This is a genomic window from Aliikangiella coralliicola, from assembly GCF_007004725.1.
GTDB lineage: Bacteria > Pseudomonadota > Gammaproteobacteria > Enterobacterales > Kangiellaceae > Aliikangiella > Aliikangiella coralliicola.
Map to the genome: position 1 here is coordinate 412,859 of NZ_ML660162.1, position 26,091 is coordinate 438,949.

The window sequence follows — 26,091 nt, forward strand, 5'->3', positions numbered from 1 at the left end:
AGATTTTGACAGGTTTAATCATTCAGGCGTAATAACCCGAATTAAACGACAATACGAATTTTCAATTCCAAATATTAATGGGCCACAGACCACTTGAATTGGAATTCTAGCTCTTCTTCTCCACCTTCTCTTTCATGCTCGATATTAAAGGTTGCCCGAAGCGGAACGTAAATACGCTCTCCACCAACCATAATCTCAAAAGCTTTACCTTGTTCAAGACAATCGGCAAGACGCCTTAATTTTTCAACTGTTTCTTGCGTAGAATACTCTTTCTCAAAATCTCTATCATTTTTCTCTGCCATCTTTCATTCCTTTTTGTTGGTATTTTAGGGCCTGCTTATGGTGTTTCTGAGAGAAACAACTAACTACAATGTTACCTCTATAATAAACTATACTTTTTAATCTTGTCGATATTATTCCTCTGTTTATCAAAACGAGAAAAATAGAGAGTCTTAAGGGGAAATGCATGTTATTTTTTTATGATACCTTCGATCGCTCAGTTGAAGCTTTCGGTACGCTGGAGCAAGCGGCTAAACACATACTTGGCAAATTAGGCGTTAGCCTGGAGCTTGGAATGGATCCGGTAAAACAGGCGCAAAAAAGCTTGGGAAAACGCGGTAAAGTGGTCGGAATTTCTGGCGCATTTGGGATCATTGCTGGCTGCCCGGATAAGGAAGCCCAGGAAACCGCGCTAAAGTTTAAAGAAGCGCTCGAACGCTGCCGAAAGTAACCGCACAGCCTGAATTGATTAACAAGCCATTCCCTAATGTCCCTATCTTTGCTAGGGTATTATCAAGCGCTAGCCAAGAATAAAATAATAAAGCCGACAACAGAAAAAAATAACGAGAAGAAATACCATGACTAAAACTATTTTTGCAAAGCAACTTTTCCTGGCAGTTTTTTTATTGACGGCAACGTCATTCAACCATCTCGCTATAGCGAGTTCGAAACTTGCAGAACAAATAAGCCAGGATTACAGCTACCTGGAAAACCTCTATCAGCATTTACACCGCAATCCAGAAATATCATTTCAAGAAAAGGAAACTGCACAACGAATTGCCCAGGAGCTAAGCAAACAAGGATTTGATGTCACCACCGGGTTTGGCGGGCATGGTGTTGTTGGAGTATTAAAAAATGGTAGCGGGCCAACGATTATGATTCGAACCGATCTGGATGCTTTACCGATTCAGGAACAAACCGGTCTTGAGTATGCCAGCGTCAAATCAATGAAAAACCGTGATGGAAAAGACACCTTTACCATGCACGCCTGCGGCCATGATATCCACATGACCGTTTTTACCGGTGTAGCACGACGATTGGTCGCTAATAAAAATCAATGGTCAGGTACTTTGCTTATGATAGGTCAACCCGCCGAAGAGCGTAGTGGTGGCGCTAAAGCGATGTTGGCGGAAGGTTTGTTTACCCGGTTTCCCCGACCGGACTATAACCTCGCCATTCATGTGTCGGCCAATTTAGAAGCAGGAACTGTCGGCGCGGTAAAAGGATTCGCGATGGCTAACGTGGATTCTGTTGATATTGTTGTGAAAGGCCAGGGGGGTCACGGGGCTTATCCACAAAATACCAAAGATCCCATTGTTCTCTCAGCACAAATCATCCAATCATTGCAGACCATTGTCAGTCGAGAAACATCACCGCTAGAGCCGGCTGTTGTAACCGTTGGTTCCATTCACGGCGGCTCGCAACACAACATCATTTCTAACGAAGTGAAAATGCAATTAACGCTCAGATCTTATTCTGATAAAGTGCGAAAAAACACTATTGCAGCCATCAGACGAATGACTGCTAATTTAGCTAAGGCCGCGGGACTACCTGACAACTTATTGCCTGTTGTAACCGTGCTGGATGAATCGACCCCAGCGGCCTACAATAACCCAGTGCTTACCAAAAAAGTCATCGCTTTATTTAAACAAACATTCGGGGATGACAAAATGATCGAGCTGACACCTGAAATGGTCGGTGAAGATTTTGGTCGCTATGGACAGGTTGAACCTAAAATCCCAAGTCTGATGTTTCGGCTTGGCACCGTCGACTCAAAAACATTTAAACAATTCCAGCAAGGAAAACTACGTCTACCAACCTTACACTCTGCTGACTTTGCGCCAGCGCCAAAACCAACTATTCAAACCGGCGTTGAAGCAATGACTAAAGCAGCATTGATGTTATTCAACCAGAAAAAATAAATTTTCTAACAGCTTAAAAATACAATACACCTTTTTGCATACGTATTCATACCGGTCAAACCCGAGATATCGTTATGAATACGTTTTCATTGTGATAGTTTTAATTCGCAGTAACACACTGAGATAGGTTGCGACACTATTTCTATAAGCTCATAGAATTTGCCTTTAGTTAGTTCTCAGAAAATAAAAAAGGGGATCACGCTGATTGTTTGTCACCGCCTGGTTAGTTGGCGAGCAGGTAAACAACGAGAAGAGATTACCCAATCAAGATGAAAACTAATGCCTCACTGTTAACTTGAACAATTCAAACCCGGTATTGTGAAGTTAAGGTGGCGCCAGGAGATATTATGAACCAACAGTATTTAACTCGATCAATACCGTTAAAAAATACTTTGAATTTTCGTCGCGTTTTCAAATATTTTTTGATCACTTTATTTTGTTTTTTTTCCAGCCTGTCAGCCCGTGCAGACAACGGCGTAATGATGCAATATTTTCACTGGTATCTGCCCAGTGATGGCACCTTGTGGTCTCAAGTTGAACAAGAAGCGCAAAACTTATCGGACGCCGGCATTACTGCTTTGTGGTTGCCCCCAGCCTATAAAGGCGCCGCCGGTGGTTTTGATGTCGGCTATGGTGTTTACGATATGTATGATCTTGGGGAATTTAATCAAAAAGGATCCGTACGCACAAAATACGGCACTAAAAGCCAATACCTTTCCGCAATTAACCAAGCGCACAATAAAGGTATTCAGATATATGGTGATGTGGTATTCAACCATCGCGGCGGAGCAGATGCAACAGAGTCAGTCACCGCGGTACGTGTCGCCGGAAATAATCGAGACCATGAATTTGGCGGTGACGTTCAAATAGATGCCTGGACTCGCTTCGACTTTAGCGCAAGGGGCAATACCCACTCGAGTTTTAAATGGCGATGGTATCATTTTGACGGCGTTGACTGGGCGCAAAACCTATCTGAAAATAATATTTTTAAATTTCGTGGAACCGGAAAATCCTGGGACTGGGAAGTTGATACAGAAAACGGTAACTACGACTACCTGATGTTTGCCGATCTAGACCTTGGACACCCAGATGTTGTTCAGGAACTAAAAGACTGGGGAGAATGGTATCTTGCGCAAACTCAGGTTGATGGCTTTCGCTTAGATGCCATCAAGCATATTAAATATGATTTTTTTAATGACTGGCTCGATCATGTTCGCACTGCCACCGGAAAAAGCCTTTTTACGGTGGGTGAATTCTGGAGTTACGATAAAGAAAAACTTCACAATTACATCGCCAAAACCGGTGGACGAATGTCATTATTCGACGCCCCATTACATCTTAATTTTCATCAAGCTTCTGCCGGCGGCGGCCACTATGATATGCGAGCAATTTTAGACAATACCTTGATGAAAGAGCAACCAAGTCTGGCCGTAACCCTGGTCGATAATCACGATACTCAACCTTGTCAGGCGTTACAGTCGCCCGTTCAAGATTGGTTTAAACCGATGGCTTATGCATTCATTTTATTACGTCAGGAAGGCTACCCGAATATTTTTTATGCCGACTACTACGGAGCCAATTATACAACTTCGGATAATGGCTGTAACAATTCCTCAATCACCATTAACTCTCATAAAACCAGCATCAATCAATTATTAGACGCTCGTAAAAAGTACGCTTACGGTACACAAATTGACTACCTGGATCATTGGGATATTATCGGCTGGACCCGATTGGGAGATGCCACGCATACGAATGCAATGGCTGTCATTATGAGTGACGGTCCGGGTGGCTCAAAATGGATGAATGTCTCCAGAACCAATAAGACCTTTGTTGATGTCACAGGCAATCGTTCGGACCAGGTGATCAGTAACAACGACGGCTGGGCAGAGTTTCCAGTAAATGCAGGTTCTTATTCCGTTTGGGTTGAACAAACAACGAATAGTCAAAATGTTGCGGTGACCTTTAGTTGCAGTAATGGATACACGACCTGGGGCCAAAATGTTTATGTTGTCGGTAATATTAACGAACTGGGAAATTGGAATACTGCAAACGCAGTAAAGCTCGATCCCACAAGCTATCCTACCTGGACAAACTCGATTAATTTACCGCAAAATACTGCAATCGAATGGAAGTGCATCAAAAAGCAGGGAACCAATATTGAATGGCAAAATGGTGCCAACAATACTTACACGACGCCTTCAACCGGCACCGGAAGCACCAGCTCTGGGTTTTAAAACAAGCAACTAAGGCCGATTGCTTTAATACTGACTTCTATTATTTAGCTTCATGTTGAATGAAATTAAGAGAAGTCAGTGTTTTATTTCTATTGTTTATCAGGGCGTGTAAAACCGTCACTTCAACTAATCGCGTCTTTCACGTAAATGTCGCACGCAATTTCTTCCGTTTGACTTCGCCTCGTAGAGTGCGATATCTGCCTGATTGATCAATTCTATTGCAGACAAAAGATTATCGGCAAGAATTGTTGAGCTCCCGATACTGATGGTTACCCGCTTCTGACTTTCCGAACTTTTGTCGCCCTGTACAATCTTCCTCAACTTTTCACACTGCAATTCAAGTACTGCTGGCTTCGCGTCCAGAATAACAACCGCAATTTTGTCGGTACTGTAACGTGCGATTATTTCGGCGGATTCACTAAATATTTCTTTCACACAAGCCGCGACTTTAACCAGACACTCATCTCCAAGCCTGTTACCAAAATATTGACTAAACCATTTAAAATAATCGATATCGCATATCACTAACGAAATATGGCATTTATTGGAAGCCGCTTTTTTTAGTATTTGCTCTAATCTGAAGTTAAACTCTTCTCGTTCGATTAAACCGGACTGGCTTATCGCTTTCCTTTCCAGGTGATTCGGCTTGTCCGACGAAAAATAAGAAGTTCTACTGCGCGTTCCTCTAATGACGCTAATCAATAAATTGCCCACCAGTTGCAGCAATGCAATATCAGAGGACTGCCATATTTTTTGATTAGAATGACTAATAACGCCAATACAACCTCTTATTTTGTTTCTAAAAAGAAGCGGCGATGCCAAAAATGACTGGATGTGATTTTCGTGCCAAAACTTTTTTTCATGTGATGCATTTAATGGAATTGCAGACAACTCTGACACATTAACAACAAAATTCCTGAGTATTGACTGATAAAATGCGGGAAAATTCTTGGCTTTGATTTCACCTATTTTTTTGATTGGCGGAAAGTTATCTGACACCCATTCATAGTGAATCAACATCGCAGAATTACTTTTGTTTATTAACAGAACAAATCCTCTTTCCGCACCAAGAAACAGACAAAGCCTTCTTAACACGTTATTAACTTCACCGACAATACTCTCTTTTTCATTTTTTAATAAGCAAGTAGAAACAGACGCAATTAGCTCAAGCTTTTCAGATTTCAATTGATGTGATCGAGTTTTTTCATCAATGCTTTTTTTCAGACTAAGCCTTTGCCTTTTATTTATTCGCAACCAGCCCTGATAAAGTAAAAAAAGCATTATCGCCAACATTGCGGCTAACGATAATTTAAACCACCAGCTCATCCACCATAACGGCAGAATATTCAAGGTAAGCAGTTCTTGCGGCCGGCTCCAGACACCATGTTTGTTTGCTGCTTGCGCGACTATCGTATACTTCCCGGGCTTAAGCTTATTTAAATTAACTTCTCTTCGATAAGAGTCAGATTTCAACCAGTCTTGGTGATAGTTTCGAACATAATACTTATACTGATTATTCAGTGGAGAATCAAAATGGACCGCTGTAATTTCAAAAGTTAAGTCATTTTTGCTGTAGGGGATTTCCAACGATCGAAGGGTATGAATTGTTTGTTCAAGGCTTCGGCCAAGTAAACCATGGCTGCTTTCTGGTGTAACTTCCAGATTGTTGACTCGAAAATCGGTAATAGCAATTTTGGGTCCAAAGGGGTTTGGAGAAATTTCTTCAGGATCAAAATAGGTTAATCCAAGATGCCCGCCGAAAAAAATTTTTTTTCCATCATGGAAGCTTGAGTCAATATAGTAGGAGCTCGACAATGTTCCATCGGTTGGTCCGAAGTTAATGACTGATTTTGACACAGGATTAAAACGACTAATGCCTGCCCGAGTGCTTAACCATAGATACCCAGCGCTATCCTCCTGAATTGAGCCGATTGCACTAGACAACAGACTTTTTGCGTATCGTTTGCTGTGAAACTGAAACTTGTTTATTTTGGTTATTTCAAACAAACCACGCTTTGATCCAATCCAGAGCCTTGCCGAAGAATCCAGGTAAATCGCAGAAATAGACTCATCAAAATAATGTTCGGAATTATCTTTGTGAATTCTTAGCAGTTCAGCTTTGTTTGAATTGCTATCCATAAAATAAAGCCCGTAGTGGGTCCCTATCCAGACTCTGTCATCTTGATCCACAGCAATTGCATTGACAGTTTTATTGAGCATACCGATATTTCTTTTTACACTGAAAAGACTCTCGCCTTCGCTCGACTGGGTTCGAGTAACTAAGTCTAGACCACTTTCTGTGCCAATTAGCAAGTTATCAGAATCAACAACCAGAAAAGTTGAAATATTGGCAGCACTCAACTGCAAAGGTTTTTCATTACTTTTTTTTGAAACCAGCAGATCAATTGAAAATCGCGATAAACCATTGCTTGTCCCAAGCCAAATTTCATTATCAAAAATAGTGAGCTCTCGAATCAAGTTACTTTTCAAAGGTTGGTGGAGATCATTATTAACGATTCTCGTCTGCAATCGAAACTTTTCATCCAGAACGCTCATTCCGTTCAAAGTACTCACCAGATAGCGATTTTTTTTATCCCTTACAATGCCGGTTACACGACTATCTCCCAAGGTGTTTGAATCGAGATAGCTAAATTTGGTGTCTGGATCAAAAATCGAAAGCCCACTACTCCAGGTTCCAACCAACAAATGACCAGAAAAATCTTGCAGCAGCGACTGCACTGACCCCGCCCCCAAACTGTTAGCTTCATTAATATGGTTTCGAATAAATTGCAAATCATCATTTTTCTGGTCGTAGCGATATAAACCGCGGGCAGAACCAATCCACATGAGCCCGCTTTTATCTTCCAGAAAAGAAAAAATTCTCTGGTTTTCAATGGACTCAGAATAAGTTCTCAAGTTCGTGTCGCGTATTCGAGTGACTCGATCAGTTTCAGGGTTAATCTTATTGAGACCAGCGTCCCAGGTACCAACCCAAACATTTCCCCCACTATCGGTAAACAATGCTCGAATATTGTTTGAGCTTAATGAGTTCTGATCACTTTTATGATTTAGAAAATGATGGAAGCTTTTATTATTCGTTTCAAATTTACTCAATCCCTTTTCTGTACCAATCCAGAGGTTTCCCTGTTTATCAATTGTTAATGCTTTAACGTAGTTATGGACCAGTGAGTTATTTTGTATTTTGTCGAATCGTTGAATATTAATAGTTAATGGATCTAAATAATATAGCCCGCTTGTTGTACCAACCCAAAGTTTCCTTTTTTCGTCTATCACAATTGACGTGATGTTTTCAGTAGCGTTGTCACCCAGGGGGATATGATAGAAGAGCTCCTTGTCCATTCGAAATTGGTAGAGCCCCTTGCGCGTGCCGATCCAAAGCTCTTTTTCGTTAAGCTGTTTGATTACCCGAATATAATCACTCGATAACGAAAACTCATCGTTGGGTTCGCGGTTATAAACTTTTAAACGATAGCCGTCATACCTTACTAATCCTCCTTGAGTTCCTATCCAGGTAAAACCATATTGGTCTTGATGTAATGCGAGCACAGAAGTTTGCGGTAAGCCGTCAACGACACCGATAGTGCGGAATTGATAATCATTTGCGCTAATGGTGTATATTTGAAATAAAAAAAGACTAACAGCAAGCTTGGAATAAAATTTCTTCGAGTTAATCAATTCAAGATCCCGGTATTTCTCAATGAGATTATCCAGTATTAATATTAGGAAATGAAATGCGAAAGTAACAGTTTATTTTATTGATAGAGCGGTTTATTCTTAACGCGATCTGCTATTGGAAGAGAATTCAAGGCTGTAACACATTTACAGCCTTTTTAGAGGTCAACAAATTTAAACGTAGCTTAGTCAGGCCTTTTTTATCAAACTGACCACATAGAGTAAAACAACCGCACCAATTGTTGCCGTTATAAGCGATCCAATGATACCGCCAGCTTTAATACCAAGCAGTCCGAAAAGAAATCCACCAACAATTGCACCGATAATCCCGACGATAATATTACCGATTACGCCAAAACCTTTTCCCTTCATAATGCTACCAGCAAGCCATCCGGCAATAGCCCCAATAATTAAAACCATAATCAAACTATTGGTATCCATAGTCCCTCCTGTTTACTTTTTAAAGAAAAGATAAAGACCGACGACTAAACTGGCAGCGCCGCCAATGTAAAGCATCATCACTTTATCTGAATGTGAGCCCGTAAATGTTTGCGAGAGTTGAGAACCGATTGAGCCAGAAGATTGATAACCCCAATAAACGAGGCCGGCCCCAACGATGATTAGTGCGATGCTAATCATTTTATTAGTAGAAACTGATTGCTTTGCCATTTTAAACTCCTTTTGACTCGATTAAATGAAAACTTTTCATCTGGTTTCCATCGTCAAAACATAAATTTTGTCGTTTACAATCGCTAATCACCCTACCGAAAAATAGACTTAATAACAACTGATATCTTATGGAGAGATACCAAATTCCGCCAGATTTTACTTTAAGCTATTGTTATTCTTTGGTATTTAATTTACCGACAAAGTGGGTAAATAAAAGGATTATTTTATAAAGCGCTTTTGCGGTTTTTTTCAAGTAAAGAAATGGCGGAAGCCATATTAAGATCTAAGATTCACGACCGAATGATCGCCCCTCCGCCTTAGGAGCTAAGGCTGCACTATACGCTTAGACCTCAGCTCCCGGCACTAATTTAACGCGTCATTATATTTATCATTTTTCTAATTTTACTATTTCAATTTTGCGTATTAGACGCCCAGACCGCTTGGCCGGCATTATCATAAATAACTAGATTTCCATCACTTTGTAATACAAGTTCTCTGCCTGCTGAGTGTGTGTGTGACGCCCAAACTGGATTATTGAAATTATTGTAAACGACGAGGTTGCCATCGCTTTGAAAAATGGCTTTGTGATGGTTACTCCAATTAGTCCCTGTTGCCCAAAGTGGCTCTCGGATCACACCATTACTAAAGCGGTAAAGAACCAGGTTTCCATCATGTTGCATGATTAAAATTCGATTTTGAGTCGTCAGAGAATCACCAGCATTTAGCGTTAACTTTCCATTAAGTATTCTCTGATTAACAGGATTGTTTTGCTGAATACTCTGAGTACTTTTTCCTTTTACCTGCCAATCGCCTTCATTCATTCGATCATCGTGATTTAACCACACGTTTGAAAAGTTTCTCGTTTCCTTTGCTGATTTCAAGCGTTCATTATCGAGGCTATTGGTTGGTACTTCAAAATGAAAATCGGCCCCTAAATTCTGGCACTCGTTTTGACCTTGAGACCAGACACCTACATTTGATGTTACCTGCCAATCCCCTGACCGAGCATCACGACAGGCAAACGCATAAATATTGTCGCAACTTTGATCATCCCAGCGTCCATTTCCCCACTGTAACGCACAATCTTGATCACCGTTCCAGTTATTAGGCTCGCTGTTATCCCAACTCCAGATCCCTGCTTCAAGTCGACCATCATCAGTCACCATATCGTCCAGATTGACGATATTTGCGCCCTGCTTAAAGTAATCTGTCACATCACTGGCAGTAATATAATCATCACTCCCACCGGTAATAATATTACCAATTGTTCCAATAGTAGTTCTGTCTTCCCAAATACGACCTATATTACCAAGACCGGTAAATGCCATGTTTTTCCAATTGGAATTATTTCGACAACCACCATCTCCCCATACCAAAACCTTTTTACCTGCGGCAATAACATCGGCTTTGGTTAACGTATCAGGAATGCTCTTACATCCCTCACTCCGGTATATCCAGTTTCCAAGATACGAATTAATCTGATTGTAGGCGTCTTGATGACGACCATCCATATGGTCTTCAACGTATAAAATAATCACCTGGTTATGACTGTCAGCGCTATTTAACCAGCTTTTCACCTCGCTCAATCCTTCGGTAAAATATTTGTCATTCAGACTGCAAAACCCGTGACACATTAAAAGCCGTTTTGGATAAGAAAAAATGCCTTCCATTTTAGTCGTCCAATGAACGTCAATTTCGATGAAACGGGCTCCCATTCGTAATTGGTCATGAATATTATATTTTTGTTGCGGATCGAGATACCGGCAACCTACAGAGAAATTACAACTGGTATAAGCTTCAGAATTATAAGTGTTATGAGTGCCAGGGATATTGTTATCCACCATCGGCGAATAGACATCCAGTTGCCGTTGCGCCTGGAGTGTTTTTCCCTGCCAGCTATTTTGAAAATCAGAAATTTTGTCCGCAAATGCGTTCGACATTACTGTGTTCATTGTTAGGCAACAGAATGCCAACAAACCTGTCAATTTTCGCTTCATGGTATTAGTCTCCGCTTTAATCATTATGTTGTTATCTGGAATTAGCTCTAACGGCTATCTTACTAAAATCGACACCAACATTAGACCTCTGACCAGAACAAGGCAAGCAACAACTAATAGTTTGATTTATATACTAAAAATGAGATTTAGCAGTGTATTTTTCAGAACGCTGGACCACTATTTTCCAACTGATAAAAAGAATTAGAAAAACAATAAGTTAGCTTTTTCTAAAATTTGAAAGGTAGTTTTATTCATTTGATTTGGTGAATTATGGCCATGGTGCATCGCAATGTATCAATAAAAAAATCTTATTTATCAAAACCTTTCAGGATGCTACATAGAAGCTTCATTAGCTTTTACCAGCTATCTCAATTTCCACTAATTTAATTGATTGAAACTCTTTTATTGTCAAATTCGTCTAGTATAAAAGTTAAGTCTTTCTTCCCATCGCACGGATGCTCTTAGTAGAGCGATCAATACCATTATGTCAATAGTCGAACGCCGTAGTGCACCACGCTACTCTGTTTCTTTGCCAGGAACAGCAGTAACGGAAGCTGGTCATGTTAGTTCAATCGAAGTCACCAATATTTCTTCATCTGGATTGCAATTCCTGGTGAATCAAGCAGAGATCCCAGAACTATTACCTAATATGGGACAAGCCAACACGCTTAGCCCTGTTCCAATTCTGCTTAACATCGAACTCAGCAGTGACGATAATTTAGATATTAAGCCTCAGCCATTGGAAATAAAATGTGGCATTGTTTATGTTCAGAGAAAGTCAATTGAACTGTGTATGGTGGGTTGTCGTTTCGAAGAATTTATTAATAATAGCGATCAACGTCTCGAACAATACATCCAACAACATGACAAGAGTTCTTCACTAAAACTCCTCAATGATGAGTCATTGATCTAGATTAAATATCGAATGTAATTAGCTCATTTGCGATGATGAATCAACGATTGATAATCTTCTAATAATTCGTTTCAATACGCGAAAACATTAGCGATTGTAAACAATTACTTTGAAGTCAGTTAATTAACCTGAGTTCGGGGTAGTTAAACAACCTTGTACAATAATTATTGTATGAGATATTACAATTAAACTTTTATCTCGGATAGAAATTTAATTGAAAATAATATCGATAGTCACCAAAATTTAGCCGTTTATCCCCAATAATTTCCTGACAATCTTCTTCTATTAACTATACTGACGATAGGATTTCGAATTACTCATTAGATGGTTCAAGGGAGTTTTCGAAAGCTTTACCTGTAAGGTTTCATACTGCAAATAACCTGCATTTGTAATGGAGATTTTTGTATAGGGAAGGCCGCTTGTGAAATTCAACTCATTGTCCTTAAAAATTATCCTAGGCTACTTTATTTCAATAGCAATTCTGGCTGTGGTTCTGATCCTTATCCTGAGTCGTACTTCAGAAATGAAATCTTATTCCGTCAGTATCTTTAATCGTCAGGTGCCTGGCGTTACCGAAGGCCTGAGAGTTCAATCAGAAGTTAACTCTTCACTCTCTGCATTGAAAGGTTGGGTTAACCTGGGCGAGGAGCGATTTTTAGAAGAGCGTAGAAATGCCTGGAAAGGAATTGATGCTGCATATAATAACCTGGCGTTAGCACTCAGATCAAAACAGGACGAATATATCGACGGTTATCTGTTCGAACTTCAAGCCGACCTGAAACAACTTCGTAATTATCAAAATGACATCGAGGCAATCGTTCATACTCCGGAAAATAATCCAGGCCTCAAAATGCTACTGGATGAAGCTTCTCCGAGGGCTAACCACATACTCACTTTGGTTTCCAGAATGATTGAATTGGAGTCGAAAAGGAAAGCATCCATTAATCGTCGGCCACTGTTTATTAACCTGGTTGAGTTCAGACACAGCATGGCTAGTGCACTTGCAGCAACTCGCGCCTTTATGATCACCAATGATAAAGAGTTTTCAAAATCCTTTAATCAAAACTGGGAGAACAATGAGAGCTCCTTGTCGGCATTATTAACCCTTCAAAATCAGTTTAACAATGAGCAAAAAGTTCTCTTCGAACGAATGCAAGCCTACCGTGATGAATTTATTGTTTACCCCGATCAAATGTTTGACTTAAGGGAAAGTGCTGACTGGGACGTTGCCAAACTCAGGATGGATAAATGGATATCTCCGTTAGCCGACAAAATCAAACATGCCATTTCAGCAATTGTAGAACTTCAAACAAGCGACATGGAATCGAGCTTTCATAATATTGAAGCAGAGTTTAATTCATTGATAGTCGTCGGCGCTTCCTTGCTACTGATTTCGATTCTTTTATGCACTTTATTAGTCGTTTTTCTCATCCGAATAATTGTAGGGCCAATTAATAAAGTGGTTGATGCAGCGAATGCAATAGCTAGCGGTGATTTTAGCCAGTCCATTTCAATCAGTGGCTCGAGCGAAATTGAAAATCTTAGGCGTTCTCTCAGCAATATGACCATGGTCTTGCGCAAAGTTGCGAACCACGCTAACCAGGTTTCTAAGGGCGAGTACAATAATATTTATCAGCCTCAAAGCGAAAAAGATATTTTGGGGATATCTTTAAAATCCATGACTGAAAACCTCCAAAAAGCAACCCAGGTTGCAGACGAGGAAAACTGGCTTAAATCAGGTCAGGCTGAATTCTCTGAATTATTACGAGGCCTGAAAAGAGAAAAAGATATCACAAAAAAAGCAATCGAGTTCATCGCCAATTATTCCGGGGCATTTGTGGCGGCATTATATCTTCGACACGAAGAACAACTCTATTATTCCGCTGGATACGCAATAAGGGAAGAGAGCATTCAAAAACAAAAACTGAGCGTTGGCGAGGGAATACTGGGACGAGTTGTATTGGAGCAAAAAATCCATAGCATCGAAGATTTGCCCTCTTCTTTTTACAATTATTCAATAAATTCCGGTATCGGCGAAGCTTACCCAAATACATTAGTTACAGTTCCGGTTTTAAATCCTCTATCTGAACAACCCATAGCACTAGGCGTTTTTGTTCTTGGTGTTAGACACTCACTGAACAATGTTGCAAAAGAACTATTACAAAAACTGGCAGGCACACTTGCGGCTAGTCTAGAATCTGCACAATCTAATCGACGCATGCAAGAGCTAGTTGAGGAATACCAACAACAGGCAGAAGAACTTCAGGCCCAGCAAGAAGAATTGCAAACTGCAAACGAAGAGCTCGCGGGGCAAACAGAAGCGTTAAAACAATCGGAGGAAGAACTAAAGCTTCAATCCGAAAAGATGTTGCGAAACAACGAGCTCCTGGAGTTTCAAAAAAGCGAACAAGAAGAGAAGAACCGATTACTACAAGAAGCGAAAGCAATTATCGAAAACAAAGCGCAAGAACTCGAAAGAGCAAGTAAATATAAATCTGAGTTTCTAGCCAATATGTCTCATGAGTTAAGAACGCCTTTAAATAGCCTGCTGATTCTTTCTGAATCTTTAAGTTCTAACAAAAGCGGAAACCTGACTGATGCCCAAGTTGAAGATGCAAGAGTCATTTATGATGGTGGTCTCTCATTGTTAGACCTGATAAACGATATTCTAGATTTATCAAAAGTTGAGGCCGGAAAACTCAACATTTATCAAGATGAGTGTAGCATTGAATCTTTATGCTCGAGACTAAAGGAACAATTTCTACCGGTTGCCGATAGACGGCGTTTAAAGTTTGAAGTCTTAATTGACAAAAACCTTCCGGAAAAAATCACGACAGATATTCAGCGGCTCGAACAAATTGTACGAAACCTTTTGTCAAACGCATTTAAGTTTACTCAGGAAGGAAGCGTTCATTTAAATGTTGAGACAATTTCAGCTGTCAAAGAAAAGCGATTTAAGAGTGATACGAAATTAAGTAAAGGTGTCGCTTTTATCGTAAGTGACACCGGCATAGGCATTTCAGAAAACCAGCAACACGAAATATTTGAAGCCTTTCACCAGGGTGACGGTTCCACTAGTCGAAGTTACGGCGGTACCGGACTAGGACTGACGATATCAAGGGAATTAGCCAAGCTTTTAGGCGGTTCTATCCACTTTGAAAGTGAGTTGGGAAAAGGAAGTCAGTTTTCTTTGTTTTTACCGTTTAATCTACCGCTGGTAGCCACTTCAGAATCGCACCATCCAACCAGCTTGGTTTCTGACTGCAACACAGAAAGTAATGAGAGTGAAAGTGATCATAAGCGTTCAACCGAACAAACATTGGTAGAAGTTAAAAATAAGTCAGACCGCACTTTTGCAAAAACACAGTTATCTACTGCGGAAACAAAAGACTCACCGTTAGAAAGCACCAAAAAAGAAACGCTACCAAGTGCTAAGTCGGATAACTTTTTACCGACTATTTTGATAATCGAAGATGATGAAAACTTCCTGAAAATTCTAAAGAACCTGGCGGAAGAAAAAGGATATACAGTCATCGCGACTCAGTCAGGCCGGGAGGGAATCGATTTTGCAAACTCGTTTAAACCAAGTGCGATCATACTTGATATCGGACTGCCGGATATCAATGGAGTACAGGTTTTAGAGCAATTAAAGCGTTCAAAAATAACACGAGGTATTCCTGTTCATATAGTATCAGGAACCAACGCAGAATTTGATTTGATTAAACGGGCGACCATTGGATTCCTCACAAAACCAGCCACGATTCTACAGCTAGAGAATATGTTGTTAAAATTTGAAACGATTAATCAACAACAACTCAAAAAAATCCTGATTATTTGTAATGATAACGAATTGGATGATGTCGAAAATGGGTTAGATACACTGGCGCTGGAAATTACTCAAGTGCCCAAAGGGCTAGAGAGTTTCAACCTCATGCACCAAACCGAATTTGATTGCGTTATTGTCAGTAACAACCTGCCCGACATTTCAATTGTTGACTGGTTTGAGTTTCTTTGTAGCCGTGCTGATACCAAGTTGCCGCCAACACTGGTCGTCTGCAGCTCACCTATTGACGAGGACCTATATAAAAAGCTCACTCAGTACACCGCCCACGTAGTTATTAAGGGAGATTACTCTCCCGATAGAATTAAGGAAACAGTTAGTCTCTTCCTCCACCGCCTAAAAAAAAGCACTTCGGCTATTTCACCGAAAAAAGTGAATCAATTTGAGAATGGCAGGCTGAGTGGGAAAAAAATAATGTTGGTAGATGACGATCTTCGAAATAGCTATGCCCTGTCAAAAGTTTTGAAGGAGCACGACCTTGATGTCGTGCTCGCTGACAATGGTGAATTAGCCCTGACCAAACTGAAAGAAGAACCTAATATCCGACTGATCCTCATGGACATTATGATGCCGATCATGGATGGATACGAGACCATCAAACGCGTGCGTGATAATTACTCGAAGACACTACCGATAATTGCGTTAACGGCAAAAGCAATGAATAAGGACAGGGAAAAATGCATCTCTGTCGGCGCAAACGATTATATGGCCAAGCCGGTCAATACCAAAAAATTAGTGAACATGGTAAAAGTATGGATGTATCAGTAGGCCATTCAAAAAAGGATAGCGAGTCAATAGAAATGGAGTTGCTATTGTCCGCAATTTCCAAGTGCTACGGTTATGATTTCTCTAAATATGCTCAGTCGACCATTACCAGACGCCTCAAAAGAAGGGCATGTATTGAAGGCTTTGAATGTGTGTCAGATATGATTTCCCGGCTGATTTACGAACAGGAGTTTGCATTTAAGGTCGTCGAAGATTTTTCGATCACAGTTACTTCATTTTTTAGAAATGAATATTTCTATCAGGTGATGAGAAGTAAGGTTGTTCCATTTCTTAAGACATTTCCTTTTTTTAAAGTTTGGTTCGCAGGGTGCTGCACCGGAGAAGAAGTTTATTCAATGGCCATCGTCTTACATGAAGAAGGTATTTACGATAGAGCTCGTTTGTATGCAACAGACATAAACCACAACGCCTTAGCGAGTGCGAGAGAAGGTATTTATCCGATAAAAAAAATCGATAGTGCAAAAAAGGCTTATAAAAAATCCGGTGGAAGTTCCAATTTAGACAAATATTTTTACTGCCGCTATAACTCTGCAATCGTTTCGCCGACCATTGCCAGAAATATTACGTTTGCCGCTCACAACTTGGTTAGTGATGGCATTTTCGGAGAGATGCAAGTTATTGTTTGTCGCAATGTTCTGATTTATTTCAATCGAGAACTGAAAATAGAAGTGATTAAATTACTAAAAAATAGTCTGCATCCTGGCGGTTTTCTCTGTATCGGCGATAAAGAATCGCTGACAGGAATGACAAAGCCAGAGGAATTTACTCTTTTTGAACGAAAAGCAAAAATTTATAAGTTAAATCAAAGTTGCTATCGGCAATCGCTATAGCGCTAAAATCTATTTCGAAACTATTTTCGGAAAACCTTTGAGGTAAAATGAATGGTACGAACCGATACGATTGAATTAATTTCGGGAGAATACGAATCTTCGCTGCCAAATATTTTAATTGTCGATGACAAACGAGAAAATCATCGCGCAATGGAAAGTGTACTTTCCAATTTAAATGCGAATATTTACAATGCCCGCTCTGGAGAAGGAGCACTTTCATTAACCCTCAGGTACCGTTTTGCCGTTGTATTACTGGATGTAATGATGCCGGAAATGGACGGTTACGAAACCGCCAGTCTGATGCGGATAAATTCCGACACAAAAAACACACCGATTATTTTTATTACAGCAGCGGATCGCGATGAGTCATTTGAAAACAAAGGTTATGAAGTGGGCGCCGTTGATTATTTATTTAAGCCAATTAAACCCCACACACTAAGAAGTAAAGTACAGGTATTTTTATCCCTGGATTGTCAACGATCGATTCTGAAAAAAACGCTGGACGCGGTTGAAAAATTAAGGCGAAGAAATCAGCTACTTTTACGATCAGTCGGAGAAGGTATTATCGGCCTGGATAAATCAGGTACTATTACATTTTCCAATCCGGCTGCAGCAAAGATCCTTGACTATGAAAACAATGAACTGGATACCATGGGAATCATGGATATTCTTTACGTCGGCGACTCGGAGCAACCTGAAGTTGATTGGGTCGACACGCCACTTTATCAAACCTGTATGAAAGGTGATACTTATCATGACAGTTTGGCGGTTTTCTGGAATTGTAAAAAACGCTTACTGCCCATTGAACTGACAGCCACAACCATTGAAGATGATAAACAATTTGTTGGTATTGTTGTTGCCTTTCAGGATATCACTGAAAGAAAACGTACTGAAGAACAACTTGCACATTTAGCACAATATGACTCTCTCACCGGATTACTCAATCGGAACGCCTTTATAAAACAAGCCGAACAGTCTATTTCTCGAGTAAGAAGAAACCGACAATCTATTGCATTGCTGTTTTTAGATTTAGATCGGTTTAAGCAGGTTAATGATAATTTAGGACATGAAATCGGCGATGAATTGCTCAAGGAAGTCGCGTCAAGACTAAAAAGGTGCATTCGCAATGGAGATATTTTAAGTCGGCTGGGCGGTGACGAGTTCACGATTATTCTGGAGCCGGCAGTTTCCAATCGGAGCGTTGCAACAGTTGCGGAAAAAGTTATCAAAATACTCAGCGAGCCTTTCAATTTACGCGGACACGAAATATTTATCGGCACAAGCATCGGAATAGCCAAGTTTCCTGAGTCGGCCTTTGATGCAGAAGCACTGTTAAGGTGTGCTGATATCGCAATGTATAAAGTAAAACGAATGGAGCGCAATAACTACCGCTTTTTTACTTATGAAATGCAAAAAGAAGTGATGGAAGAACTTGAGTTGGAAAACCAGTTAAGATGCGCTATCGATAAACGGCAGTTCTCGGTAAAGTATCAGCTTAAGTGTTGCCCCTATCAGCGAAAAATTGTCGGTTTAGAAGCCTTGTTGCGATGGGAACTCGGCGAAGGAAAGTTAATACCGCCTAGCCAGTTTATCCCCAAGGCCGAAGAAATGGGACTCATTCTTCCCATTGGCCGCTGGGTTTTAGAAAGCGTTGCTGAGCAAGCCTCCAAATGGTTGAAAGAGGGATTAATTAGTGAATCTTTTCCAATCTCAGTCAACTTATCAATGAGACAATTAATGGCGGACGATCTACTCGATGATATTCGTAACATTTTAAATCGATTTGGCGTACCGGCATCCTGTCTTGAATTAGAAGTGACCGAAAGTATCATGATGGAAGACCCAGCGACCACCATTGATATCCTGAAGCACGTTCATGCTCTCGGTGTAAAGCTCTCTATCGACGACTTCGGAACAGGCTACTCGTCACTCAGTTATCTACGTCAAATGCCAATCGATACATTAAAAATTGATCGCTCCTTTATTCAGGACATAGGCATCAGTACGCAGAACGAAACCATTGTGAAAGCAATTACCGCCTTATCACATAATTTAGAATTGAAGGTCGTTGCAGAGGGAGTTGAGAACCAACAACAACTGGCATTCCTTAAAAAGCACAAATGCGATTTCATCCAAGGTTACTATTTTGGCAAACCAGTACTTCCCGGAAAAATGACGAAAGTATTGCGCAAAGCCAAAGGAAATAAATAATTTTAGAGGCTTCTATGAAACTAAAGCTCTTGAATCAATTTAGTTTAATTTTCATGATTCTATTCTCAATTGATCTTTCTGCCGCAACCTTTAACTATATGGTTGTTCAAAAACAATCAAGACCGTTGCAAATTGAAGACTATAATCAGAATCATCGAGGAATAGTTACCGATATCGTTTACGCCATATTTGACGGCTCAAATCACCGTATAAATACGAACACGCTGCCATTTGATCAATTAATATCTGATCTCGAATCATCACGATATGCCAATTGGATCACCTATGGTTCTCCAGGCTGGGTCAGTGTTCAGTCCGATAATTTATCCGATAAAGCAATACTAAAAGTGAGACATAATATTGTAGTCAACCGGCAAGACGACTTTGAATTCAAACAAAAGAGCGATCTGGATAATAAAACCATCATATTACTCGCGGGATTTGACTACCCTGAGCTTGAGAAATATATCAAAGAGAAAAGGCTGAGAGAAATACGGGTGAAAAATTTTAACGCTGCATTCAAGCTTCTTGAGCGACTAGGTAAAAGAGCTTGTTTTATCGAAATGGATTTGCGAATTAAATACAATCAAAAGATTTTATCGATCAAGGAAAATTCTTTTCGTTCCCAATCGTTTTCTTCGGTGATACCTGATTACAATATTTACCTGGCACTCGATTCAAACATGGATGAAAAACTGCAGGAGTTTATCAACAAACGTCTAAAACTCCTTGCTAATGAAGCGTGGTTGAACGAGGTTATCCAAAAGTACCAATAACCCCAACTAAATTTTCCCGACTTCAATTCAGTTTTTTTAGTTATAAGTTTTGGCGTTAGCCCGAAAGCGCTGTCCCTCTGGGCCGATATCAATTTTATGTCCCATTTTCATGGCTTTCGTTTCTACATAATTAAAGTTGTAGGGATTAATTCCTTCAACCATTGGCACTCTTTCCGTTATCTCGATATTGCAATTATTTAGTGCGTTGATCTTTTCTGGATTGTTTGTCAACAAGCGAATTTTCTTCACGTTAAGATAGGACAACATGCCTTCAACAAAATCGTAGTACCGCATATCGGCCGCTAATCCCAGGTTCAAATTGGCTTCTATCGTATCGTCACCGTCATCTTGTAAATGGTACGCTTTAATTTTATTGAGCAAGCCAATACCTCTTCCTTCCTGACGCAAATACAACAACACGCCGCTTCCCTGCTTTGCTATCAGTTCAAGGGACTTCCTTAGCTGATAGCCGCAGTCACATCGCATACTGGCAAATGCATCTCCAGTTAAACACTCAGAATGCAAACGAGTTAACACGGCCGAGTCTGCAGTCCACTTTCCTAGCGTCAGTGCAACATGTTCTTGCTGATTTTCTGGCTCAACAAACCCATGTAGCGCAAAAGTCCCCCATTCTGTCGGTAGAATTGAAGAATCGACATAGCGTATCAAGTTATATGGCCTTATCTCTTTCAGAAATTCCCTTGCCTCCATCAATATTTTTCCAAGGTTATTTTCACCTTTACCATTTCCGCCATCGCCCCAATAAGCATCTTTGTGCGAGTGTTCTTTCAGTTCGTGGTCTTCAGTGTTAAGCAATAAAAACGCAAGCTTTGGGTGTTGAGCAAACTTCTCGAATATTGCTTTTTTCATTACTTCAAGTTTTACCGATGACCAATCCTCACGAATATGTTTTTCATAGTGCCGACTAAGTTTAAAAGCCTCATCCGGACTTCCTGCATATTTTATTTCATCTCTCATTTGAGATTTTAAAAATTTATTTGCTTGATAATAGTGTTCGGTTGAAGACCATTTTTCTTCCTCAACAACGATGGGGTAGCAGGCAAAATTTGAAAGGAATCCGTAGGGGTCATCCGGCTCATAGAAAAATATTGTTTCGTCCATAGTCTCCTCCTGTGATACTTTTGTTGAAACATTATTAACCATAGAATTGTTTGCTTTAAAAGCAACTCAAACTGCGTTTTTTGAAAAACAATTAGCAAATTTATACAGTTGTGAGATTGTTCTTTTCGAATTAATAATCAGAGATAATAAACAGCTAGCTGACAGTGCTTTTTTGAAATACAACCACAACAATCCGGCCCGGAAAAAATAACCGGTAACTGATTTGGTTGCATCTGAATGGACTTAGTAAAGATATAAAATAAGAGAGAAATTTAAATTTATTTAGTGCATTAGCAATCTTTAGATCGAGTAGTTAGAACTAGCTGAACGAAGCGAGACTTTTTCTTCGTTCAGCTACTTTACAATGAATCTAATTATTAAAAGCAAACCGAAGTTTTTCCAGGTTTTCATCAGGATTCATCACAAGCTGCATTTGATTGCTCACTGGTGCAGATTCACTACCATTGATAATCACCGAAGTTTTAATCGGATAAATTCCCTGCGGCATTCCTTTAGGCAGCTTAAAAGTAAATTCATTTTCAAAAGCGCCGCCTGTGTTACTCTCCGCGTTGACAACTTTTACCAGGCTCTTAAGCTCTTTAGAACTATCTTCATTATCAAAAATAGTTATTTTCTCTTTGATCTCGATATTTTCTGTGGTGACTCCTCTGACAACTTCTAATGAAGATAAAATAGAAATCTGACTGCCCGCATTCACCACTCCACCCGGCTTAATATTAGATTGGTAAGAAACTAACCTCGGTTGACTGGGCAAAGTATTGTGAGTGGCCTTATACTTTTCTGCGACCTGTTTTTCATCACTCACTTGCTTCGAATTATGTTCGATGATCATGTCATAAATTAATTTTGCCGCCACGCCAATGGCAATCACCGTTCCAATTTGCTTCAGCTTCTTAGAATTTAAATTGCAACCAACACCAGTTAACAGCACTATCGAAAGCACGCTAACCGTTAAAATACTATTCTTATTGATCTTCATTTTTCCTCCCGCTCAAAATCGTCCAATATCGTCTCATTATACCAATCACTGAATTGCCCAGCGATATGACTATAAAACTATTCTATTTTAATTGCACCTTTGGCATTTTTTATTGCTCTTTCTGCATCTGCCTTCAATTTCAACGCCGCTCGATGCCCTGGAACAAACTCTAGTGCTGACTCTGACTTAGCAATTGCGCAACTGTAGTCGTATTTGCTAAAACAACGTCGCCCATCTTTAAGAATATTATTCGCTTTATCCAGATTTTGTTGTTGTTGACCTTGTGCATAAGTCGCGTTCTGGATAATCGCAGTCGCACCTGAGTGTTCGCTTTTAATTTTCAGAGCTTCCTCTGCGTTTTCGATAGCACACGGATAATTTTGTTGCTGAAAACAACCTTCTGCTTTTTCAAGATAACTAGCAAAGCTAAGTTCTTCAGCATCCAGGGCAGCCTGCGCCTGAATTGCCAAGGTACGCGCGACCTTGTGATCAGGGTCTAACTGTAATACTTTATTGGTGTTTTCCTTTACACAAATATAGTCACTCTGGGTCAGGCATTGGTTAGCGGTCGTTAATGATTTTTGAATCGCTAATTGCATTTGTTGCTCAGCATAGTCAGCCTTTGCCTTTTGCAATAATGCATTTGCCTCAATATTGTCAGGTGCCATTTTCAAAACAGCATTAGCACTACTAATTGCGCAGTCAAAATCACGCTGTTGGTAGCAATTTTCTGCCGTGTTTAGTGTTTCATCAACCAAAACTTTTAGTTCATCTGGTCTGAAAAACGCACTATAGAGAAAACCACTCAGCACAACTAACAATACGATACTCGCCGTTCTAAAAATAGGGAACTTAGGCGTAACCGTCATTGCTTCCATAAACTCTTGAACTGTCGCAGTTCTTTCTTCTTTTTTCAGTTTTAGCGCAGATGACAGAGCCCGAGATTGGTGCTTGGAGAGCTCAGGAATACGTTCAGGTTTTATGCCCATCGCCAAAGCCGTTGCGGCAGTTTTACCCTGATAAGGGTGTTTTCCAGTAAACAACTCATAAGCAATCACTGCCGCAGCAAACACATCGTCACGCTCATCAGGCGGCTCTTTGCGAATCATCTCCAGACTGGCATAAGTTGGAGTCAACGCATCTAATGAACCTGCATCAAAGTGATCCTTATACTGAGACTCACGCGCTAACCGTGCGATTCCAAAATCGAGTACTTTTGCACCGTCGTCAGTGACAAAAATATTGGCAGGCTTCAGGTCACAATGGATGATGCCTTTTTGATGAGCGAAGGTTACCGCCTGACAGTAATCTCGGATGATCTGTAAAGCTTCGTTTTTTGGTAGCCCTGATTTACGGTAACAAGACAGCAAAGTGTCCAATCCTTCGCCTTTCAGCAACTCCATTGTCATGAAAATAACATCGCCATCGCGGTCAAAATCATGCACGGTTACAATATTTGGGTGAGAAAGCAGGTGAGAACGGCTTGCCTCGCGCTGTAGCGAAATAAACGCGTCAGGATGATCTTTAAAGTCGTTGTTCAGAACCTTAGTAGCAACATAGGGGTTGGTATCTCTGGCCTCAACCTTTCGCAGGTCCTGAGCTTTGTAAACAGTCCCCATGCCACCCGCGCCGATAACCGATTCGAGTACAAACCGATTTTTAAGAATGATTTTGTTCTCAGCCAATGCCTGATTAGCATCATTTCTGGCATCGATAAATCCCTGCTTGGTATCTTGAGATTGAAAGACTTTGCCTATTTTGGTGAGCGCCGCCCCTGTCACAGCAGTTTGATCGGCAGGCTCAGCCAAATTGTCTTCATCTTGTGTACTAGTCATCGACATCCACTGTATGTCCTAAAATCGAGTCTTTTACATACGATTATGAGATTATTTATCATACTCTACAGCCTCTTCCACTTATCCTCAACATTGAAACAAGCGAATGGCCAAGTATGGCTTACATAACTTGTTCATTATATTGTAAATTCTATACCCAAACTACTTGAAGATGCAGGATTCAGCAAGGCGAGCTTAGCTAGAAAACTTGCGTCGCGTTACCGTCCTTGAAAAGGACTAGTCATTCCCTGCGGACGGTGCCTTACTCAAGCTTCCTAGCTAAGCTCTGAAACCTGCATCTTCAAGTAGTTTGGGTATAATTATGCGGAAATATTAAGCACTCAAGTTCGGCGTTATCGCAAAATCACCTGGAGAATTTCAAATTAGTCTTCAAAGTATGGTTTGCATTCGAACTTTTACCGGGCGAATAATAGGAGGCTGATATAAAAACTCAAGATAGTTGGCGGGCGAAATCAAAAACCATCCGCAACAGCGGAATGGTCAAAGCGAACTTTTCTCAGACGAGTATCTAGTAGGGCATAAACTACGCTATAAGCAAATGTTAGCAGATTGGATTAAAGGCATCCTAAGCTTTTGTTTTAGCGTATTCCAGAGCCTCATAAATATAAGATTCATAGTCAGCTTCATAATCAAGCGGAATGAGTACCCACTCTTTAAAACGCTTTTTAGTAAAATTAAACTCCAGGCCTCGTCCCTGGGCGATAAGTTCATTCACTCGGTCTGCCGAAACTTTAATGATCAAGGCATTTTCTCGGTCAAACATCATCGACATAAACTGACCCTTATACCTGATGCATGGCGTGCTCATCATCGTTGAATGCTCTACACCTTCTTCGCGAACAATCTTGCTAATTACCTGCTCGTAGCTCACGTCAGCTCCTTTTGTTTTGATAAATCCAGCCTAATGCAGCGCCGGTTAAGCTGAACTGAATTATCTGAAAAATCGTGTGGTAGGTTAAGAATTGGGAAACGGGTTCAATCTCAATTTTCGCGGCTGTAGCAAACCCCATCGCTGAGTAGGTCATCAGCCCGACAATCAGGTTAAATTTGATTCCTTGAAGGATAGGATTTCCCCCGCGATAAAAGTAAGGGTAGAGATAACCAATCACCACGCCCTGGATGATTATGGCCACAATACCCAATGGCACAATCGGATGAGCACGGGTTATTGCTCCCCAGGACTGATAAAGATCGTGAAACCAGACCACATGCCATGGATAAGCCCAGGCCATCGTAATAACGAAGTAGGCGATGACAAAGGTCAATAACTTTTTTAATTTCAGGACCTTATCGGTTTCATTGACCATTTTCATCTCCCATTCACTACCATCATTTCAAAGCTCTATTAGCCTTCAGCTTGGATATGCGCCAAATGGTCCGGATCAATATTGATCTACCTGACCAACCAATATTGATTTACCTGACCAACCAATACTTCTATAATAAAAGTATTATGAATAAACAATTCTATAATGCAAGTATTATTTAATGGTCGCAAAAATTGAACACAAAAATCGAACTGGTTGCCCTATTGCTTGTTCTCTGGACATCATTGGCGATCATTGGACGCTGTTAATCATCCGCAATTTGATGTTTTCCGAGCGACATGAATACAAAGATATGTTGAAAGCCGAGGAGCAAATTTCCAGTAGTATTTTGACCACCCGATTATCAAAACTCGAAAAAGATGGACTGATTGCGTCGGTGCCGCATCCTGATAGCCAGCGTAGAAAGCTTTACTACCTCACTCCCATGGGAAAAGACTTAATCTATGTCATGACCGATATTGTGCTGTGGGCTAAAAAACACTTACATGATTTTCTAGATATCCCAGCGGATAAACAGGCGCTCTTGGACAATGATCCGAAAAAATTTATCGACATAACACTAGAGAATCTGGACCACTGGGAAAAGCACAATTTATCCTGAGAAAGTTAAGCGCCAAGCCACAGATTAAAG

General features: G+C 40.4%; 19 protein-coding genes and 1 pseudogene. 9 read left to right on the forward strand and 11 right to left on the reverse strand.

The features are described from left to right. Positions 1-74: 74 nt before the first annotated feature. Complete coding sequence (locus tag FLL46_RS07920; protein WP_142892950.1) at positions 75-302, reverse strand: amphi-Trp domain-containing protein; 228 nt, start codon at positions 300-302, stop codon at positions 75-77. 164 nt (positions 303-466) lie between these two features. Here FLL46_RS07920 and FLL46_RS07925 point away from each other — a divergent pair, with 164 nt between their 5' ends. From FLL46_RS07925 to amyS, 3 genes are all read left to right on the forward strand, one after another. Next, positions 467-730, forward strand: coding sequence for a hypothetical protein (locus FLL46_RS07925; protein WP_142892951.1), 264 nt, complete (start codon positions 467-469; stop codon positions 728-730). Between the two features lie 127 nt (positions 731-857). Continuing rightward, positions 858-2,201 (forward strand): amidohydrolase, encoded by a 1,344-nt coding sequence (locus FLL46_RS07930; protein ID WP_142892952.1) that lies wholly within the window; start codon positions 858-860, stop codon positions 2,199-2,201. 347 nt (positions 2,202-2,548) lie between these two features. Beyond that, positions 2,549-4,438, forward strand: a complete 1,890-nt coding sequence (gene amyS, locus FLL46_RS07935) for an alpha-amylase (RefSeq protein ID WP_142892953.1) — start codon at positions 2,549-2,551, stop codon at positions 4,436-4,438. A gap of 126 nt (positions 4,439-4,564) precedes the next feature. Here amyS and FLL46_RS07940 read toward each other — a convergent pair whose 3' ends face one another. The 4 genes from FLL46_RS07940 to FLL46_RS07955 all read right to left on the reverse strand — a co-directional run bounded on the left by FLL46_RS07940 (position 4,565) and on the right by FLL46_RS07955 (position 10,740). After that, positions 4,565-8,134: a two-component regulator propeller domain-containing protein gene (locus tag FLL46_RS07940; protein WP_142892954.1), complete on the reverse strand. Its 3,570-nt coding sequence runs from the start codon at positions 8,132-8,134 to the stop codon at positions 4,565-4,567. Between the two features lie 186 nt (positions 8,135-8,320). Further along, positions 8,321-8,572, reverse strand: coding sequence for a GlsB/YeaQ/YmgE family stress response membrane protein (locus FLL46_RS07945; RefSeq protein ID WP_142892955.1), 252 nt, complete (start codon positions 8,570-8,572; stop codon positions 8,321-8,323). A 12-nt stretch (positions 8,573-8,584) separates the two neighbouring features. Then, positions 8,585-8,800 (reverse strand): DUF3185 family protein, encoded by a 216-nt coding sequence (locus tag FLL46_RS07950; protein ID WP_142892956.1) that lies wholly within the window; start codon positions 8,798-8,800, stop codon positions 8,585-8,587. 410 nt (positions 8,801-9,210) lie between these two features. Continuing rightward, positions 9,211-10,740, reverse strand: a complete 1,530-nt coding sequence (locus tag FLL46_RS07955) for a phosphatidylinositol-specific phospholipase C domain-containing protein (protein ID WP_246119285.1) — start codon at positions 10,738-10,740, stop codon at positions 9,211-9,213. Positions 10,741-11,281: 541 nt separating this feature from the next. On the opposite strand from FLL46_RS07955, the gene FLL46_RS07960 reads away from it, so the two are divergent. From FLL46_RS07960 to FLL46_RS07980, 5 genes are all read left to right on the forward strand, one after another. Continuing rightward, positions 11,282-11,710, forward strand: coding sequence for a PilZ domain-containing protein (locus tag FLL46_RS07960; protein WP_142892958.1), 429 nt, complete (start codon positions 11,282-11,284; stop codon positions 11,708-11,710). Positions 11,711-12,233: 523 nt separating this feature from the next. Beyond that, positions 12,234-16,319, forward strand: coding sequence for a response regulator (locus FLL46_RS07965; protein WP_142892959.1), 4,086 nt, complete (start codon positions 12,234-12,236; stop codon positions 16,317-16,319). Further along, entirely contained in the window at positions 16,304-17,167 is an 864-nt protein-coding gene (locus FLL46_RS07970; RefSeq protein WP_168204090.1) for a CheR family methyltransferase, read from the forward strand. Before FLL46_RS07965 ends, FLL46_RS07970 begins: the two co-directional genes overlap by 16 nt. A gap of 51 nt (positions 17,168-17,218) precedes the next feature. After that, positions 17,219-19,378, forward strand: a complete 2,160-nt coding sequence (locus FLL46_RS07975) for an EAL domain-containing protein (protein WP_142892961.1) — start codon at positions 17,219-17,221, stop codon at positions 19,376-19,378. 14 nt (positions 19,379-19,392) lie between these two features. Continuing rightward, on the forward strand, positions 19,393-20,154 hold the full coding sequence (locus FLL46_RS07980; RefSeq protein ID WP_142892962.1) for a type 2 periplasmic-binding domain-containing protein: 762 nt from the start codon (positions 19,393-19,395) through the stop codon (positions 20,152-20,154). A gap of 36 nt (positions 20,155-20,190) precedes the next feature. On the opposite strand, the gene ribA is transcribed toward FLL46_RS07980, so the two are convergent. The 6 genes and pseudogenes from ribA to FLL46_RS08005 all read right to left on the reverse strand — a co-directional run bounded on the left by ribA (position 20,191) and on the right by FLL46_RS08005 (position 25,439). After that, on the reverse strand, positions 20,191-20,865 hold the full coding sequence (gene ribA / locus FLL46_RS27575) for a GTP cyclohydrolase II (RefSeq protein WP_246119291.1): 675 nt from the start codon (positions 20,863-20,865) through the stop codon (positions 20,191-20,193). Further along, positions 20,857-21,318, reverse strand: a pseudogene (locus tag FLL46_RS27580) (NADAR family protein); the annotation flags it as partial. The pseudogene FLL46_RS27580 and the gene ribA, both read right to left, overlap by 9 nt. 328 nt (positions 21,319-21,646) lie before the next feature. Continuing rightward, entirely contained in the window at positions 21,647-22,276 is a 630-nt protein-coding gene (locus FLL46_RS07990) for a hypothetical protein (RefSeq protein ID WP_142892964.1), read from the reverse strand. Between the two features lie 77 nt (positions 22,277-22,353). Continuing rightward, positions 22,354-24,111 carry a serine/threonine protein kinase gene (locus FLL46_RS07995; RefSeq protein ID WP_168204091.1) on the reverse strand — a complete coding sequence of 586 codons (1,758 nt, stop codon included), beginning with the start codon at positions 24,109-24,111 and terminating at the stop codon, positions 22,354-22,356. Positions 24,112-24,697: 586 nt separating this feature from the next. Next, positions 24,698-25,003 carry a hypothetical protein gene (locus FLL46_RS08000; protein WP_142892966.1) on the reverse strand — a complete coding sequence of 102 codons (306 nt, stop codon included), beginning with the start codon at positions 25,001-25,003 and terminating at the stop codon, positions 24,698-24,700. Position 25,004: 1 nt separating this feature from the next. Further along, on the reverse strand, positions 25,005-25,439 hold the full coding sequence (locus tag FLL46_RS08005) for a DUF1761 domain-containing protein (protein ID WP_142892967.1): 435 nt from the start codon (positions 25,437-25,439) through the stop codon (positions 25,005-25,007). A gap of 181 nt (positions 25,440-25,620) precedes the next feature. Here FLL46_RS08005 and FLL46_RS08010 point away from each other — a divergent pair, with 181 nt between their 5' ends. Continuing rightward, entirely contained in the window at positions 25,621-26,061 is a 441-nt protein-coding gene (locus FLL46_RS08010; RefSeq protein WP_142892968.1) for a winged helix-turn-helix transcriptional regulator, read from the forward strand. The last annotated feature ends 30 nt before the right edge of the window (positions 26,062-26,091 follow it).